Origin of the sequence: Pseudomonas sp. NFACC46-3 (assembly GCF_900114515.1) — a bacterium.
GTDB lineage: Bacteria > Pseudomonadota > Gammaproteobacteria > Pseudomonadales > Pseudomonadaceae > Aquipseudomonas > Aquipseudomonas fluorescens_Q.
This window is the reverse complement of the sequence record NZ_FOTH01000002.1, coordinates 131328-147465: the sequence shown is the minus strand read 5'-3', so window position 1 is coordinate 147465 and position 16138 is coordinate 131328. Positions and strand designations below refer to the sequence as shown.

General features: G+C 61.9%; 17 protein-coding genes. 8 read left to right on the top strand and 9 right to left on the bottom strand.

Annotated elements, in window-relative coordinates; all coding sequences use genetic code 11:
* Position 1 precedes the first annotated feature (1 nt).
* The 4 genes from kefC to BM300_RS04360 form a co-directional block, all read right to left on the bottom strand.
* A complete protein-coding gene (gene kefC, locus BM300_RS04375) occupies positions 2 to 1828 on the bottom strand; it encodes a glutathione-regulated potassium-efflux system protein KefC (protein WP_092462126.1) in 1827 nt (608 codons plus the stop codon).
* 1 nt (position 1829) lies between these two features.
* Entirely contained in the window at positions 1830 to 2351 is a 522-nt protein-coding gene (kefF, locus tag BM300_RS04370) for a glutathione-regulated potassium-efflux system oxidoreductase KefF (protein ID WP_092144533.1), read from the bottom strand.
* 177 nt (positions 2352 to 2528) lie between these two features.
* Positions 2529 to 3875, bottom strand: a complete 1347-nt coding sequence (locus BM300_RS04365) for an ATP-binding protein (protein ID WP_092462124.1) — start codon at positions 3873 to 3875, stop codon at positions 2529 to 2531.
* Positions 3872 to 4582: a response regulator gene (locus tag BM300_RS04360; protein WP_092346186.1), complete on the bottom strand. Its 711-nt coding sequence runs from the start codon at positions 4580 to 4582 to the stop codon at positions 3872 to 3874. The genes BM300_RS04365 and BM300_RS04360 overlap by 4 nt, the downstream gene beginning before the upstream one ends.
* A 223-nt stretch (positions 4583 to 4805) precedes the next feature.
* On the opposite strand from BM300_RS04360, the gene BM300_RS04355 reads away from it, so the two are divergent.
* The 4 genes from BM300_RS04355 (at position 4806) to BM300_RS04340 (ending at position 7827) form a co-directional block, all read left to right on the top strand.
* The gene (locus BM300_RS04355; protein ID WP_092462123.1) at positions 4806 to 5594 is read left to right on the top strand and encodes an MlaA family lipoprotein; all 789 of its coding nucleotides are present in this window, start codon (positions 4806 to 4808) and stop codon (positions 5592 to 5594) included.
* Positions 5587 to 5823 carry a hypothetical protein gene (locus BM300_RS04350; RefSeq protein ID WP_063320533.1) on the top strand — a complete coding sequence of 79 codons (237 nt, stop codon included), beginning with the start codon at positions 5587 to 5589 and terminating at the stop codon, positions 5821 to 5823. The genes BM300_RS04355 and BM300_RS04350 overlap by 8 nt, the downstream gene beginning before the upstream one ends.
* Before the next feature lie 153 nt (positions 5824 to 5976).
* The gene (locus BM300_RS04345; protein ID WP_092346192.1) at positions 5977 to 7278 is read left to right on the top strand and encodes an Nramp family divalent metal transporter; all 1302 of its coding nucleotides are present in this window, start codon (positions 5977 to 5979) and stop codon (positions 7276 to 7278) included.
* Positions 7279 to 7347: 69 nt separating this feature from the next.
* Complete coding sequence (locus tag BM300_RS04340) at positions 7348 to 7827, top strand: VOC family protein (protein WP_092346194.1); 480 nt, start codon at positions 7348 to 7350, stop codon at positions 7825 to 7827.
* 118 nt (positions 7828 to 7945) lie between these two features.
* On the opposite strand, the gene BM300_RS04335 is transcribed toward BM300_RS04340, so the two are convergent.
* Positions 7946 to 8347 carry a RidA family protein gene (locus BM300_RS04335; protein WP_092144544.1) on the bottom strand — a complete coding sequence of 134 codons (402 nt, stop codon included), beginning with the start codon at positions 8345 to 8347 and terminating at the stop codon, positions 7946 to 7948.
* Between the two features lie 132 nt (positions 8348 to 8479).
* Between BM300_RS04335 and BM300_RS04330 the strand changes: the two genes are divergently transcribed.
* The 3 genes from BM300_RS04330 (at position 8480) to BM300_RS04320 (ending at position 10598) form a co-directional block, all read left to right on the top strand.
* Positions 8480 to 9409, top strand: coding sequence for a LysR family transcriptional regulator (locus BM300_RS04330; protein WP_063320537.1), 930 nt, complete (start codon positions 8480 to 8482; stop codon positions 9407 to 9409).
* The gene (locus BM300_RS04325; protein ID WP_092462121.1) at positions 9406 to 10140 is read left to right on the top strand and encodes a CPBP family intramembrane glutamic endopeptidase; all 735 of its coding nucleotides are present in this window, start codon (positions 9406 to 9408) and stop codon (positions 10138 to 10140) included. Before BM300_RS04330 ends, BM300_RS04325 begins: the two co-directional genes overlap by 4 nt.
* A 65-nt stretch (positions 10141 to 10205) precedes the next feature.
* Positions 10206 to 10598 carry a GFA family protein gene (locus BM300_RS04320; RefSeq protein ID WP_092462119.1) on the top strand — a complete coding sequence of 131 codons (393 nt, stop codon included), beginning with the start codon at positions 10206 to 10208 and terminating at the stop codon, positions 10596 to 10598.
* 5 nt (positions 10599 to 10603) lie between these two features.
* Here BM300_RS04320 and BM300_RS04315 read toward each other — a convergent pair whose 3' ends face one another.
* The 4 genes from BM300_RS04315 to BM300_RS04300 form a co-directional block, all read right to left on the bottom strand.
* Positions 10604 to 12052: an aldehyde dehydrogenase family protein gene (locus BM300_RS04315; protein ID WP_092462117.1), complete on the bottom strand. Its 1449-nt coding sequence runs from the start codon at positions 12050 to 12052 to the stop codon at positions 10604 to 10606.
* A 203-nt stretch (positions 12053 to 12255) separates the two neighbouring features.
* Positions 12256 to 13437, bottom strand: a complete 1182-nt coding sequence (locus BM300_RS04310) for an NAD(P)/FAD-dependent oxidoreductase (protein WP_092462115.1) — start codon at positions 13435 to 13437, stop codon at positions 12256 to 12258.
* A gap of 164 nt (positions 13438 to 13601) precedes the next feature.
* Complete coding sequence (locus BM300_RS04305; protein ID WP_092462113.1) at positions 13602 to 14006, bottom strand: RidA family protein; 405 nt, start codon at positions 14004 to 14006, stop codon at positions 13602 to 13604.
* Complete coding sequence (locus tag BM300_RS04300) at positions 13996 to 15132, bottom strand: DSD1 family PLP-dependent enzyme (RefSeq protein WP_092462111.1); 1137 nt, start codon at positions 15130 to 15132, stop codon at positions 13996 to 13998. Before BM300_RS04300 ends, BM300_RS04305 begins: the two co-directional genes overlap by 11 nt.
* A gap of 95 nt (positions 15133 to 15227) precedes the next feature.
* Here BM300_RS04300 and BM300_RS04295 point away from each other — a divergent pair, with 95 nt between their 5' ends.
* Positions 15228 to 16112, top strand: coding sequence for a LysR family transcriptional regulator (locus BM300_RS04295; RefSeq protein ID WP_072339520.1), 885 nt, complete (start codon positions 15228 to 15230; stop codon positions 16110 to 16112).
* The last annotated feature ends 26 nt before the right edge of the window (positions 16113 to 16138 follow it).

Sequence of the window (16138 nt, the reverse complement as noted above, 5' to 3'; positions counted from 1 at the left end):
GTCAACCCGGCGTCTTGTCGGTTTCGTTGCGATGGTGTTCCTGCCAGTTGTCGACGGGGCGGGCACGGTCTTCGTTGAACATGTCCGTGAGCAGCGCGTTGGCGCGCCGGTAGGCGTCGTGGCGGAACTTGAGGTCGTCTTCCGGCTGGGCGACGATCTCCTCCAACATCTTGAGGTTCAGCCGGCGGAACTGATCCGCCCGCTCACGCGCTTCGTAAGCCCCGACGCCCATGTGCTCCAGTGCACTGCGACCCAATGCCAGCGCGCTCTCGAAGGTTTCCCGCTCGGCCGCCTCCACGCCCATCTGTCGCAGGGTTATGAGGTGGCCCATGTCCCGCGCCCGCACGATCAACTGCAACGCGGGGAAGTGCTCCTGGGCCAGCCGGGTCAGTGTCAGGTTGTCTTCTCGATCGTCGATCGCATTGATCAACACCACCGCTTGGGCCGCGCCGGCTGCGTGCAGCAGATCAAGGCGCGTGGCATCGCCATAAAAGACTTTCACGCCGAATTTACGCAGCGTCTCGATGTTGTCTGGGTCGTGATCCAATACCACCACTTCGACGCCGCAAGACATCAGCAGGCGACCGGCGATCTGCCCGAAGCGGCCGAACCCGGCGATGATCACCCGTGGATTCTGCTGGTCGACGAGGTCGGATTCGCGTTTGTTTTTCTTGGCGACGGACTCGAACCGATCCAGCAACACGATCAGCAAGGGCGTCAGGCACATGGACAGGGCCACCGCCAGGGTCAGGCTCTTGCCCCATTGATCGGTCAAGATGCCGGCCACGGTCGCCGCGCCAAACACCACGAAGGCGAATTCGCTGCCCTGGCCCAGCAACACCGCCTGCCAGGAGCGCTGGCCGGCGGGGACGTTGAGGAACCGGCCCGCCATCTTGATCACCAGCAGCTTGATCAGGATGAAGCCCAGGGTCAGGGTGACGACTTTCAGCGGTGCGTCGATCAGGGTGCCGAAATCGATCGACATGCCGACACCGATGAAGAACAGGCCCAACAACAGGCCCTTGAACGGCTCGATGTCGCTCTCCAGGGCATGGCGGTATTCGGAACTGGCCAGCAGCACGCCGGCGAGGAACGCGCCCATGGCCATCGACAGGCCGGCTTCCTCCAGCAGAAAGCCGAAGCCGAACACCAGGAAAAGCGCCACGGCACTGAAGATCTCGCGCAAGCCTGACCGCGCGGCGAAGCGCAGCAGCGGTCGCGTCACGTAGCGCCCCAACAGCACGACGATGGCGATGGCAGCGACGATTTTGCCAATCGATAGCAACAGCGCCGTGCCCGAAGGCGTGTCGCCGTGGGCCGACAACAACGGGATCATTGCCACCAGCGGAATGGCCGCGATGTCCTGGAACAGCAGCACGGCAAAACTGCTGCGCCCGACCGCGGTGGCGGTCAGGTTGCGTTCGTTCATCGCCTGCATGGCGATGGCCGTGGAGGACAGGCTCAGGGTCAGGCCGACCAGCAGCGCTGCCGTCCAGCTCAGGCCAAGGGCCGTGCAGAACAAGCCAATGGCAGCGCCACAGGCGAGCATCTGCAGGGCGCCACCACCGAACACCATCTTGCGCAGGGCCCAGAGCCGTTTGGGGTCGAGCTCGAGGCCGATGATGAACAGCATCAGCACCACGCCGATTTCAGCGAACTCCAGGATGGCTTTTACATCGGTAATCAGCTTCAGCCCCCACGGGCCGATGATGCACCCGGCCAGTAGATAACCCAACACCGGGCCCAGGCCAAATCGAACGGCAATGGGTACGATCAGCGTCGCCGAGGCCAGGTAGATGAGCATTTCAATCAGGCTGTGAGTTTCCACTTCAATCTTCCTTCCAGGCGGCCAGGCGAGCGGCATAGTGTTCGATTTGGACGTGTTGGGCATCCGCTTCGGCGGCATAGGCGCCATGCACGACAACCGGCTCCAGCCAGCGCATGCCGCAATAGAGGGCCGTGGCGTGGAGCGGTTGGGCCAGTGCGGCAAAGCCTGGGTAGCCGCCGATCTGGAAATGCCCCTGATCGCCACCGGTGGTCACGGCCCACAGCAGGGATTTGTCCTTGAGCGCCGTGGCGCCTTTGCCATAGGCCCAGCCGTGGGTGAAGACTTTATCGATCCACAGCTTCAGCAAGGGCGGTGTGCTGTACCAGTACATCGGGTGCTGGAGCACGACCAGCTCTGCTTGTTCCACCGCACGCTGTTCCGCCTCGACGTCGATATCGAAGTCGGGATAAAGCGCATAGAGCGAACGTATGACCACGTCCGGGTTGGTCGACACTCGCTTGAGCATCTGCTGGTTGACCCGCGATTTGTCGGGGTAGGGGTGCGCATAAATGATAAGAATCATCGGTGAATTCCTTGGTTTGGCTCCGTCGATTCCTGTCTGTCGTGAGCGCGAACGATGGCACTGGGTCGAGCGATACAAACAAGAGCGCCTTCCCGGAACAGGGCCCAGGCCGGAAAAACCGGACATCCTACCGAGGAAGGCGCTGATTGTTTAGCGCGGATCGTCACATCGGGCACTTCAGTCAAGCGGCAGCGAGACCCTGGCCTCCAATCCGCCGCTTTTTCGATTGCGCAGGGTCAGCGTGCCGCCATGCTCCAGCACCGTCGCCCGGGCCGCCGACAGGCCCAGCCCGACGCCGCCAGTGTGCTTGTTGCGAGAACCTTCGATGCGAAAGAACGGCGTGAAGACCTGCTCAAGGTATTGGGCGTCGATGCCCGGCCCTCGGTCCAGGATGCGAATGTCCACACGGTGGGCGTCGGCTTCGAGTCGAACCGTCGGCTGGCCGCCATATTTGATCGCGTTGTCGATCAGATTGACCAAGGCGCGTTTGATGCCGATGGGGCGGCCGACATAGACGAAGCGCTGGGCACCTTTGAACGCGACCTCGGTGCCGGCGTCCTTGAGGTCATCGACGATGGTGTGCAGCAGCTCAGCCAGGTCGAACGCGGTGGCGTGTTCAAGCCGGGCATCGTCGCGGAAGAACTCCAGGGCTGAGTTGACCATCGCCTGCATTTCGTCCACGTCCCTGAACAAGCGCGATTGTTGTTCGGCATCCTCGATGAACTCCCCGCGCAGGCGCATGCGGGTCAACGGCGCGCGCAAGTCATGGGAGATGGCGGCGAGCATCTGCGTGCGGTCCTGCAGGAAGTGCTTGAGCTGGGCCTGCATGGCATTGAACGCGAGGATCGCCTGGCGGATTTCGTGGGGGCCAATGACCGGAATCGGTGGTGCCTGGTGGTCGACGCCAAAGCGCCGGGCGCCTTTGGCGAAACGTTCCAGCGGTGCGGCCAGGTGCCGGGTGGCGATCAGCGCGACGATCAACGTCGAGAGCAGGATGAGCGCGATGATGATCCCGTTGCGCGCCCATTCGCCCAGCCCCCAACTGCGCGAGGGCACGGAGAAGATCACCCACGAATGGTCGGCCAATTCGATGATCACCGCGTAGCGTGCATCCGGTTGGTCGGCCGGCCAGTCGCCCGGTTCGTAGGCTTCGATCCTGGCGTCCGGCCGACCCAATTGTTGGCGCAGGAGCGCCGAACCTTCACTGAACTCCGGGTCGTCGATCACCGGCAACCGCGCGTCTTCATGCCGTTGCAGCCATTGTGCGTTGAACGCCTGGTCGCTGGCGGCCCTGGCAATCGCGGGGCGTTGTGCGGGGGCGACGGAGTCAATGATGCGGGTGATGGCGGCGGCCTTTTCCATCAGGCCGGTTTCCATCAGGGGAGGGCGCGCCCAGGCACCGGCCAGCAGGCTGAACAACTCATTGAGGGCCAACAAGGTCAGCATGGCGATCATGGTGGTCAGGGCGATCCAGCGCGCTACCGTGTCCCGTGGACGTTGGGTGCCTGAGCGCGAGGGTTTCATCGCTTCACCACATGAGGGCTAAAGAGGTAGCCGCTGTTGCGCACGGTGCGGATCATCGACGCCCCGGTGATGTCGGTCTCCAACTTGCGCCGCAAGCGGCTGACCTGGACGTCGATGCTGCGGTCAAACGCCTCGAAGGTTTCGCCGCGGGCCAGGTCCAGCAACTGCTGGCGCGTCAGCACCCGGCGCGGGTGTTCGGCAAACACCAGCAGCAGTTCGAACTCTCCGGCGGACAGCGGGATCATGACCTTGTCCGGTGAGCGCAGTTCGCGCCGGGTAACGTCCAGTTGCCAGTTCTCGAACTCCAGGATCGGCCGGAAGGCGTCGCTCGACGCGTCCCTGGCTTCACCAGTGCGCCGCAGGACCGAACGCACCCGGGCCAACAGCTCCCGGGCGTCGAACGGTTTGGTCAGGTAATCGTCCGCCCCCAGCTCCAGGCCGACGACGCGATCACTCAATTCGCCCATGGCGGTGAGCATGATGATGCCGACCGTGTGCTCGGCCCGCAGTCGTTGGCAGAGCACCAGCCCATTGTCGCCCGGCAGCATGACGTCGAGGATGACGAGGTCCGGCACCCGACGCTGCACCGCCTGCCACAGGGCGTTGCCGTCGGCGGCCACCTCCACGCTGTAGCCATGTTGTTCGAGGAACTTGCGCAAGAGGGCGAGGACTTCGAGGTCATCGTCCACCAGTAATAAATGGCTCACGGTGGGCACGCAGGGTAATGAATACAGGAGGCGATACTAGGGGCAATCCAGGGCATGCGTCATATATTTCAATCCGGCAATAAAGTTGCCGACGGGCAATATTCCGGAAATCTCCAGGCAAAGAAACAGCGGCAGGATCGCCCCGATGTCAGTCAGTTAAACAGCCAGTGTTCGGCTTTTAACCGGCATAGGCAGCCCCCATTCCTCGCCGAGATCACCCTGTATGCCGATCACCAGACCCGCTCCGTTGCTTGTTCGATCCACCGTTGTGGTTGTATTGACGGCATTCACCAGTGGTTGCTCCAGCACACCCGCTGCAAAACCGGGCGTGTGTGAGCGCGCGGCCTATACCGTTCACGATCCCGCAGAACCGGTCAACCGCGGCATCTTCGCGTTCAACCGGACCGTGGATGACTATGTGCTGGCCCCGGTCGCCCGTGGTTATCTCAAGTTGCCGGAGATGTTCCAGGCCGGCGTCCACAACTTCGTGGCGAACTTCGGTGAGCCCAAGGTGTTCATCAACGACCTGCTGCAAGGCAATGCACAACGCTCGGTCAACACACTGGGGCGGTTCGTCATCAACACCACGGCGGGCATCGTCGGGCTGATCGACGTGTCGGGCAAGCTGGGCATCGAGCGCCATAAGGCCGATTTCGGCCAGACCTTCGGCGTCTGGAACGTCGCCCCCGGACCGATCGTGGAACTGCCGTTGCTGGGCAGCGCCAACCTGAGGGACGCGTCGGGCAAGGTGCTGAGTTTTGCCGTCGACCCGTTCGGCGACAACAGCAGCACCGTCGACACCCTGGGTACGATCAACACCGTCGGTGGCGTTGTCGATGGCCGCGCCGAGGCATTGCCGCTGACCGACCAGTTGCAGGCCCAGGCGGATTACTACGCGGCGCTTCGCGATGCAACGGCGCAGCGGCGTGCCGATTTTGTCGCGCAAGGGAAGTTGGGGGCGGTAGTGCAGGACCATCCGCAATGCCAGGACGGAACCGCCGCTGATGAGTAGCGAGGTGTTGGTCCTGCATCGGCGAATGCGCACGCTCGATCCGGATGTGCTGCATTGCCGTGAGGTTGAACTGCGGTTGGCCGAGGATGGCCGCCACGTGCTGCTCAAGCGTTATGTCGAGTTGTATCGCCATGAGCACGTCAGTTGGTGCGCCATCCAGCAGCATCGGGTGCCGTTGGCGAGGATGGTGCGCTGGATGGTCGATAACGGCGAGCAGGAGAGGGGTTAGTGGCAATTTGCTCTTGGAATGCAACGGTATTTCGGGAGCGGATACCATGAAACATTTCTACATAATTAGGCAATAATAATGGTTGTACGACGTCGTATCTAATATGTTCGACTGTGGCCGTTTCTCACAAAAAAAATAACGGAGATTCCATCCATGACGAGCATTCCTTCCGCTGAAGGCCAGGCTGCGGCGTCCACGCAAGGCCGTTTTGTACGCCTGCTCAAGCTTCTCGGCCCCGGCATCATCGCGGTCCTTTCCTGGCTGGGCGCAGGCGATTTGATCACTTCATCCGTGGCCGGCGCGAATTATGGCTACGCGATGATGTGGGTACTGGCGGTCTCTCTGCTGCTGCGTTACCTGATCGTCAACATCATCGCGCGCTTCCAGCTCTGCAATAACCAGGGCATGACCATCCTGCAAGGCTATGCCCAGCTCAATCCGTTTTTCGCCTGGTTCCTGTTGGTGTATGCGTTGCTCATGGGGCACCTGATGAACGCTTACATGATCAAGGGAGCTGGCGAAGCCTTGGCCATGTTGCTCAAGGTCGACTATCCACTGCTGTGTTCGGTGGCGGTGGTGTTGGCGGTGTGGATGCTCGTCGGGCGCAATATCTATTCGATGATTGAAGGCGTGATGAAAGGACTGCTGGCGATCATGACGCTGGCGTTCCTGGCCCTGGCGGTGATGTCCGGCCCGGATGTCGCCGGCATTGTCAGAGGCACCATCGGCTTCAGTATCCCGCCCGATGAAGGGGTGCACGGTGCGTTGCTGGTGGCCGTCTCGGTGATCGGTGCGGTGGCCGGTTCCATCGCCAACTTCGTTCATCCGTATGTCATGCGCCAGAAGGGCTGGGTGGGGCCTGAACACAAGCGTATCCAGCGTAACGACCTGCTGTTTGCTGTGTTTGTCGGGATCGTCATCAACCTGGCGATCTGGATCGTCGGTGCGGAAATCCTGCGACCCAACGGCATCGAGGTCAAAACCCTGGGCGATTTGGGCAAGGCCTTGGAAATGTTCTTCGGTTCGATCGGTTGGTACGTGTTCTTTATCGGTGTGTTTGCCACGCTGTTCGCCAGCATATCCGGCAAGACCACGGCGTTCCCGATGCTCATCACCGACGCCTTCCAGCACGTACGGCCCGAGCGCCGGGAGCGTTACGGCAAAGAGTTCCACCGTGACCCGATGCACAAATGGTTCATGCTGTTCATCCTCGTGACACCACTGATCTGGTCGCTTCCCGGCATGCCGGACTTCGTCACGCTGACCATCGGCGTCAATGCGCTGAACATCATCGGCTTGCCGGTGATTTCCCTGGGTCTGCTGATCATGTCCAACCAGAAGTCCCTGCTGGGCAAGGAGTACCGCAACAACCTGTTCGAGAACATCGCGTTGATGTTTGCCACGGGCCTGGCGTTGTGGGTTGCGTTCCAGTTGGGGGTCGATCTGTTTACCTGAGGCCCGGCCATCTGCAACTTTCGGGGGGACTGCTAGAATTTATCGTCCAGTCCCTTTCGGAGAAGCGGAATGAACAATAAAAACAGGATCTGCCTCTGGTACGACGGCAATGCCCAGGAAGCTGCGCAGTTCTATGCCAAAACGTTTCCCGACAGTGCGGTGAACGCCGTCTACCAGGCCCCGAGCGATTATCCGTCGGGCAAGGAGGGCGATGTGATCACGGTGGATTTCACGGTGATCGGCATCCCTTGCATTGGCCTCAACGGCGGGCCGGTGTTCAAGCACAGCGAGGCCTTTTCATTCCAGATTACAACTGAAGACCAGGCCGAAACGGACCGCTTGTGGAACGCGATCATCGACAACGGCGGCCAGGCCAGTGCCTGCGGCTGGTGCAAGGACAAGTGGGGCTTGTCGTGGCAGATCAGCCCGCGTGTGTTGCTTGAAGCGGTCGCCAGTCCTGACAAGGCCGTTGCCAAGCGGGCCTTCGAGGCCATGATGACGATGACCAAGATCGACATTGCGGCGATTGAGGCGGCGGTGAAAGGTTAGCCGGCGCAGCACTTCCATTCCCTTGTGTGCGAGCTTGCTCGCGATGGCGTCGGAACAGCCAACAGTGATGCAAGCTGACCCACCGCTATCGCGAGCAGGCTCGCTCCCACACTCGATATCACGAGGTGGTTTCGGGCAACCTGGCAATCACCTTGATCTCGAACTGAAACCCATATAGCCACGTCACGCCCACCGCCGTCAGCGTCGGATGCGGCGCGCTGCCCCAGAACTCGGGTACAACGCTCCAGACCCGCTCGAAGGTCGATTCGGGATCGACCATGAAGACCGTGACGTCCACCACATCGTCAAAACTGCAATGGGCGGCAGCCAGAATCGCCTTCAGGTTGTTGAACGCCAGCCGGACTTGAGCCTCCAGGTCTGGCTCTGGCGAGCCCTCGGCAGTACTGCCGACCTGTCCCGAGACGAACAGGAAGCCATTGGAACGAATCGCCGGCGAATAGCGATTGCGCTCATAGAGTGCCTGGCGTCCAGGCGGGAAAACCACGTCGCGCTGTGTCATGAGTACCTCCATCAAAGAGTGGGTTCCAAACGTTGAACGCACTCTAGGGGCTTGTGTCCTGGCGATAAACGAGCAACCTTGGCGATCACTGTTTGTAGAATCCAAACAATCGGATCGACACCCGAGGCACAGATGGATCGTTTTGATGCAATGCAAGCGTTCGTTCGAGTCGTGGAGGCGGGCAGCTTTACCAAGGCGGCTGAAACCCTGCACATGAGCAAAACCACCGTGACCCAATTGGTGCAGCAGCTCGAGGCACGGTTGCGGGTCAAGCTGCTCAACCGCACCACGCGCAAGGTCAATGTCACCGCCGACGGCGCGGTTTATTACGAGCGGGTGATCCGGCTGCTGGCCGACATGGACGATGCCGAGACCAGCGTGTCCGGCGCCCAGGCGTTACCTCGCGGGCGACTGCGTGTGGACGTGCCGAGCCCGCTGGCCGCGATGATCCTGATACCGGCCTTGCCGGCGTTCTACGCGCGATACCCGGACATCCAGATCGACATGGGCGTCAGTGATCGCATCGTCGACATGCTCGATGAAAACGTCGATTGCGTGGTGCGCGGCGGTGAGTTGAGGGATCAGTCGCTGGTCGCCCGACGCGTTGGCGATCTCGCCCTCGGCGTCTTCGCCGCCCCGAGTTACCTGGCACGATTTGGCCTGCCCGCGCATCCGCGAGAACTGGAAGATTCGCACCACCGCACCGTGGGTTTCCTGTGGGCACGCACCGGCAAATCCTTGCCCTACGCCATGCGCCGTGACGGTGAGCTGCTCCACGTCAAAGGGCGTTACTCGCTAGCCATCGACGACGGCAACGCCTACCTCGCGGCTGGTTTGGCGGGGCTGGGGGTGCTCTGGCTGCCCAAGTACATGTCCAGGCCTCATGAAGCGCAGGGTGAGTTGGTGCCGCTGTTCGAAGACTGGCACCTCGAGCCGATGCCGCTGTATTTGGCTTATCCTCCGAACCGGCACATCAGCGCCAAGCTGCGAGTGTTCATCGATTGGGTTGTGGAACTGATGGCGCAACATGCGCCGGTTGACGCCAAGGGAAGCGCGCAATGATCGCCGAAGGACTCGTTGTACTGCTGGACTACACCCTGTATCTGCTGCCGGGCCTGGCGCTCTTCGGCCTCTGGTTCGCGTTGACGCCCAAGACCCAGACAGCGTTGCGTATCGTGATTGTGCTATTGGCGTTCGTGTTGATGCGCGATGCGATGACGCCCTTGGGCATGTGGTCCCTGAACGGCGATCTGCAGATTGGTTTTCTGGCCAACCCGTTCGTCCTGGCGATGTTGGGCGCTTCGTCGCTGCTGTTGGTCGCGTTGAGCGCGCGCCTGTTGCCGGACTTGTGGCAACTGGTCGTTCTATTCAAAGGCAATCGATTGGCTGGCCTGGTCCTGGGCATCGCCGTGGGTTGCTTGATTGGCTTGCCGCTGCGGCTTTATCAAGGGGCTGAAACGGCGATTCCAGGTTATTGGGCCTGGCTGCTCGGCATGACGGTGCTGGCCTACGGAGCCAACGCCCTGGAAGAAGTGTTGTTTCGTGGTTTCCTGCAGGGCTACCTCGAACTGCACGTCAGCGCCTTGCGAGCAGCGCTGATCAGTGCCGTGGCGTTTTCGGCGCTGCATGCTTTTCTCGCTTTGAGCGTCACCCCACTCGGTTGGCCCGTGTTGCTGTTTACACTGATAGAGGGCCTGGCCTGCGGGCTCATTCGCATGCGCTACGGCGTCGTGGCATCGAGTGCTACCCATGGGACGGCGATATTGCTGATCGCCGTGCCGATGATGAGTTAAACCAGGAACAGGCAGGCGCGGTCGAAGGTTGTATCTCGATCGCTCGACGACAGAGGAGACCCACCATGGACCGATTCACCGGCGGTTGCCTATGCGGCAACGTGCGTATCGAGGCCTCGGGCCGTCCGTATCGGGTTGGCCTCTGTCACTGCCTCGACTGTCGCAAGCATCACGGCGCGTTGTTCTACGCGGCTGCCGTGTTTCCCCAGGATGCCGTGACGACCGAGGGCGAAACACGGGATTACGCCGGGCGCTTTTTCTGCCCTCGCTGTGGCTCGTCGGTGTTCGCCCGTACCGGCGATGAAATCGAAGTGAACCTCGGCACGCTGGATGCCCCCGATCAACTGGTGCCCACCTACGAAAGCTGGACCGTGCGCCGTGAGGCCTGGTTGCCGGCGTTTCCGTTCAGCCGACATTACGCGCATGATCGCGAGGGCACCGGGCGGGCTGAGGAGTAGGGCGCTCATTCGAAGCCGACAATCGCCTTGGTCTCCAGATACTCCTCGAAACCGTGAACCCCATACTCACGACCATTGCCCGAACGCTTGTAGCCACCGAACGGTGCCATCGGGTTCCACGCCGGGTAGTTCAACAGCACTTGCCCTGCGCGGATACGCGACGCAACGGCGCGCGCAAGATCAAGGTCCTGACCCTGGACATGCGCCCCCAGCCCATAGACGGTGTCGTTGGCGATGGCGACGGCTTCATCCACCGTGTCATAGGCAATGATGCACAGCACCGGGCCGAAGATTTCTTCTTGGGCGATGCGCATGGCGCTGTCGACCTGCGAGAAAACCGTGGGGCGGGTGTAGAAGCCTTGTTCAAGACCCTCCGGGCGTCCTGGGCCACCGCACACAAGCTTGGCTCCTTCATTCATGCCGACTTCAATCATGGCTTGCACGCGATTGAACTGGGCCTCGTTGGCGATGGGACCGAGTACGGTTTCTTCCAATTGCGGATTGCCCACGATGATCGCGTTGGCGGTGGCGGCAGCCAACGCCTCGACTTCTGCCAGCCGATTCCTTGGCACGATCATTCGGGTCGGTGCGCTGCACGATTGGCCGACGTTGCGAAAAGCCGACATCACGCCCGACGGTACGGCCTTGGCGAAGTCGGTGTCGGGCAACAGCACGTTCGGTGACTTGCCGCCCAACTCTTGGGTAACGCGCTTGACCGTAGGGGCGGCCGCCTGGGCCACCAGTGCGCCCGCGCGGTTCGAGCCGGTGATGGAGATCAGGTCGATGTCGGGATGCGCCGCCATGGCCGCGCCGACCTCGGCACCGCTGCCGTTCACCAGGTTGAAGACGCCGGCAGGCAGGCCTGCGTCATGCACCAGTTGGGCGAAGAGCAGGGCGCTCAGGGGCGACAGTTCGCTGGGTTTCAACACCACCGTGCAACCGGCGGCAATCGCCGGGGCGACTTTGGCGGTGATTTGGTACAGCGGCCAGTTCCACGGCGTGATGAGGCCGCAGACGCCAATGGGTTCGCGTTGAATGGCCGTGCCATGCTCCATCTTCTGGAAGGTGTAAGTGGACAGCACATCGCGGGCCACCCGAACGTGTTCGGCGGCCAGCGGCACTTGCATGGCCCGTGCGAAGCCGATGGCCGCGCCCATTTCCAGCGAGAGCGCCTGGGCCAGTTCTTCTTTGCGTTCAAGGATCAGTGCATGGATCTTTCCCAGGATTGCCACGCGGGCATCCACCGCAGTCGAAGACCAGCCGGCAAAGGCTGCGCGAGCCGCCGCTACGGCGCGGTCAACGTCTTCGCCGGACCCTCGGGCGACCTCGGCAATGACGTGCTCGGTAGCGGGATTGACCACGGGCAGCGTGGCCGGGTATGCCGGAGACAGCCAGTCACCATTGATATAGAACTGCTGGGACGTAGGCGAGGTGTTCAAAAAAGGGGTGGTCATCCAACGGGCTCCCATAGAGCGGTGATAGCACTGCCGGCGACAGATTCTGAGGCCGTTTTCTTCTCGATAAACTAACAAAGCGGCCCGGAAGGGATATGCCGTTCTCAAGCCTGGCAAAGAAGAATCTGCTGTATCTGCCGGGCTAACTTGGCAAAAAAATGGCGACGCCCGTCCAGGGCAAAAAGGGCGCCCAGTCGCCTGTGTCAAATGAGTCTGCCGGTGCCGGGCGTGCTCATCTGAGGCATTGTCAGAGCGGTCGGTTCGGTGAACCTGCGAATATCGAAGGGGCTGATCAGGGTGCGGGTGCTGCCGGTGCTGATCAGCTCGGCCATGACGTCGCCGACGCCCGGGCCGAGCTGGAAGCCATGCCCGCAGAACCCAAAGGCATAGAACAACCCCTTGACCTTGCCGCTTGGGCCCATGATCGGCAGCGAGTCTGGCGTATAGCTTTCGATGCCGCTCCACACCCGGATGATGTTGAGGTTCGCCACCCCGGGCAGCAGGCGGCTCATCTGCTGCATCTGGTTGAGCAGGCTCTCGGGCTTGAAGTAGGCGCGACGGTTGATCATGTCCGGTTTGCAGCGGTTGCCGCCACCGATGATGAGATTGCCTCGGGGGATCTGCCGGAAGTAAATCACTTCTTCCTTTATCTTGGTGAACACGCCGATCACGGTCGGCAAGGCATAGGGCACAGGTTCGGTGACCGACATCTGTGGGCCATTGGCTTGCAACGGCACCGCTTCGTCGAATTGCTCGGACAGCTTCGCCCCCCACGCGCCCGCCGTGATCAGCAGTTGCTCAGCGATGAATAGCTGGCCGTCGGTGGTGGTCACGTGGAAATGGTCATTCTCCTTTCGTACCGTGGCGACTTCCGTTCGCTCGCGGATGCTGGCCCCGGCCCGTGTCGCCGCGCGGGCAAATGCCGGGGCCGCCAGGCGCGGGTTGGCGTGGCCGTCGTGCGGGGCGTACGAGCCGCCCTTGACCTCCGCGCCGAGGAACGGGAAACGCGCGTGCAACGCCTTGCCGGTGATGATCTGCAAGTCCAGCTCCCGGGCTTCGGGGGCGGCGGCGTAGGCTTCAAGCTCGGCGATTTCGTCCTCGCGATAACAGACGCGCATATGGCCGCTGGGGATGAACTCCAGGTCATCGCCAATCAACTCGGGGAGCCGTTTCCACAATCCGTACGAGCGATTCGACAGTTCCAGTTGGCCGAGGAATCGCCCTTGGCGTCGCACGTTGCCGAAATTCACCCCACTGGCGTATTGGCCGATCAGATCGCGTTCCAACAGGGTCACCGAGTGCCCACGCTGGCGCAGAAAGAACGCCGACGCCGACCCCATGATGCCGCCGCCGATAATCAATACATCGCTTTTTTCTGGCTTCATGATATTCCCTCGAAAATCCTCGACCGCGGTTCAATAGCAATACAAGACCTGGCCAGCCCCCTGTGGTGAGGGAGCTTGCTCCCGCTGGGTCGCGCAGCGGCCCCAAAAAAAGCGGTGAGCGCTTCGCACTCAAGCGGGAGCAAGCTCCCTCGCCACAGGTTCATCTAGGCCGTCGGGAAGGCGTGCACACGTGCCAGCGCTTCGATTTCGATCAGGTACCCATGGTGCAAGGCCGGGACGGGCACTACCGCGCGTGCGGGCCGGTGTTCGCCGAGATAGTGGGCGTAGATCCGGTCGAAAGCCGGCCAGTGTTCGATGCCGACGACATAGACCGTCACCTTCAGCAGGTCACTGGGGCTGCGGCCTGCCGCGCCGAGAATCGCCATCAGGTTGTCCAGGGCGATGGCGGCTTGCACTTCGAACGGTTGGTCGACGCTGTGGCTGCCATCGGCGCGTACCGGCAGTTGCCCGGACACGTACAAGACGCCCTGGTGCAAGACCGCCTGGGTGTAATGTCCGCCCGCTGCGGCCGCCTGGGTCGTGTGAATCAACTCGATTTCACCAGCCATGCAGACGACTCCAGGTGCGCACCGCGCCCGAGGCATCGCAGGCGCGGTAGTCAGGGAATTGCGCACCAGTGGCGCAGGCGTGGTTGGGCAGGATGCGCAGGCGACTGCCGATGGAAAACCGCTCGGTGATATCGATGTCCCCGGGAGTGGAAAGGGTGACGATACCGTGCTCCTGGTTGGCGCTGCAGAGCAGGGCGCCCTCGATCCAGTCGCCGGCTTCGCTGCACACTTGCCCATACCCGAAATCCCGCTGCTGGCGCTGGGTAGCCCGATCACGACTCATGGCCATCCAGCCGGCGTCGGTGATGATCCAGCCTTTGTCCGGCTGATGGCCGATCACGGTGGTTAGTACGCTCAGGGCCAGCTCATCCGCCTGGCAAACACCGATGTTGTGCATCACCAGGTCGAAGAACACATAGACGCCAGCGCGCACTTCAGTGACGCCCTCCAGGCTTTGCGCCGAAAGTGCCGTGGGTGTGGAGCCGATGCTGACCTCGGGGCAGGCCAGCCCGGCTGCGCGGATGCGCTGGGCGGCGCTGACGCAGAGGTGGCGTTCTTGTTCGGCCAAGGCTTGCAGCGCTTGGGGGGTATCGAGCTCGTAGCTGGACCCGGCGTGGGTCATGACGCCGCAAAGCTGCATGCCGCCTTCGCTGAGTCGCCGTGCGATGTCGACGAGTGCATCGTCTTCAGCGCGCACGCCGGAACGATGGCCATCGCAATCAATCTCGATCCAGACCTCGAAACGCTCGTCGTGCTGCCTGCCGAAATCGACGATGGCCTGCGTCGCCGCCAGGCTGTCGGTCAAGATGCTCAATCGACAGCCCTTGCGCCGCAGCCTCAGGGCCTGGGCCAGTTTGCCAGGTGCCATGGACACGGCATAAAAGATGTCGCGGATGCCGTCGGCGAAGCAATGCTCGGCTTCCTTAAGGGTCGACACGGTGATGGCGTTGGCGCCTGCTGCAAGCTGCGCCCGGATCACCGGCAGGCATTTGCTGGTCTTGATGTGCGGGCGCAAACGCACGTCCAAGGCATCCATGCGTTGTTGCATGCGCTGGATATTGCGCTGCATTCGCGGCATATCGATGAGCGCGACTGGAGTATCGAGGGAAGCAATTGAGACTGGCATGAACGAGGCTCGCGGGTGAAAGACAGGTTCGACTCTACTCAGTCATCGTAAAGCCGTGGTTCAATGCGCTGTAATCAATCATTAAGTTGAACTGAATGATCAGCCTCGAAGACCTGCGTATGGCCGTGACGCTGGCACGCTGCGAATCGTTGAGCGCCGCTGCCAGGGCCCTCAATGTCTCGCCACCGGCGCTGTCCATGCGCTTGCGCAAACTGGAGACGTTCCTGGGCCTGACCTTGGCCAATCGCGACGCCCGGCGGCTGAGCCTGACCGCCGACGGCGAGCGTTTCTCGCGCCAGAGTGCGCTATTGCTGGAACAGCTGGAGGCGCTTCCCGAATCGTTCAGGCAGCAAGATGATCAACTGGCCGGCACCCTGAGGCTGGCGGCACCGTTCGGCTATGGACGCCAACGCCTCGCGCCGCTGCTGGCCCGTTTTGCCAGGTTGCACCCGCAGCTATGCCTGCATCTGGATCTCCGGGAAACGCCCTGGCCTGACCGTCATGACAGCGATGCGGTGATTCACATCGGTCACCTGAGCGACAGCCAGTGGGTCGCCCGGCCCCTTACGCAAAATGACCGTTGGCTGTGCGCGAGCCCCGCTTACCTGGAGCAGAACGGCACACCGTTAGCGCCGGAGCAACTCGCCGAGCATCGTTGTATCTGTATTCGTGAAAACGATGAAGATGTCACCCTGTGGCACCTGCGCAACGCGCACGGGCGCAAGACCCTGCGGATCAAGCCTGCCTTGTTGAGCAACGATGGCAGCGTGGCTCGACGCTGGGCCGAACAGGGCCTGGGGCTGGTGCTGCGTTCGCAATGGGACGTCAACAAAGCCATCGCCGACGGCCGCCTGGTACGGGTGCTCGCCGATTGGCAATTCGACAGCGCCCCAATCAACCTGCTGGTGCCCTCGCGCAAACTGCGCAGTGCACGGGTGCAGGCGTTGGTGAGTTTCCTGGAGGCCGAACTGAAGGTCTGAACAGGACACTGTTCCTACCGACCCAC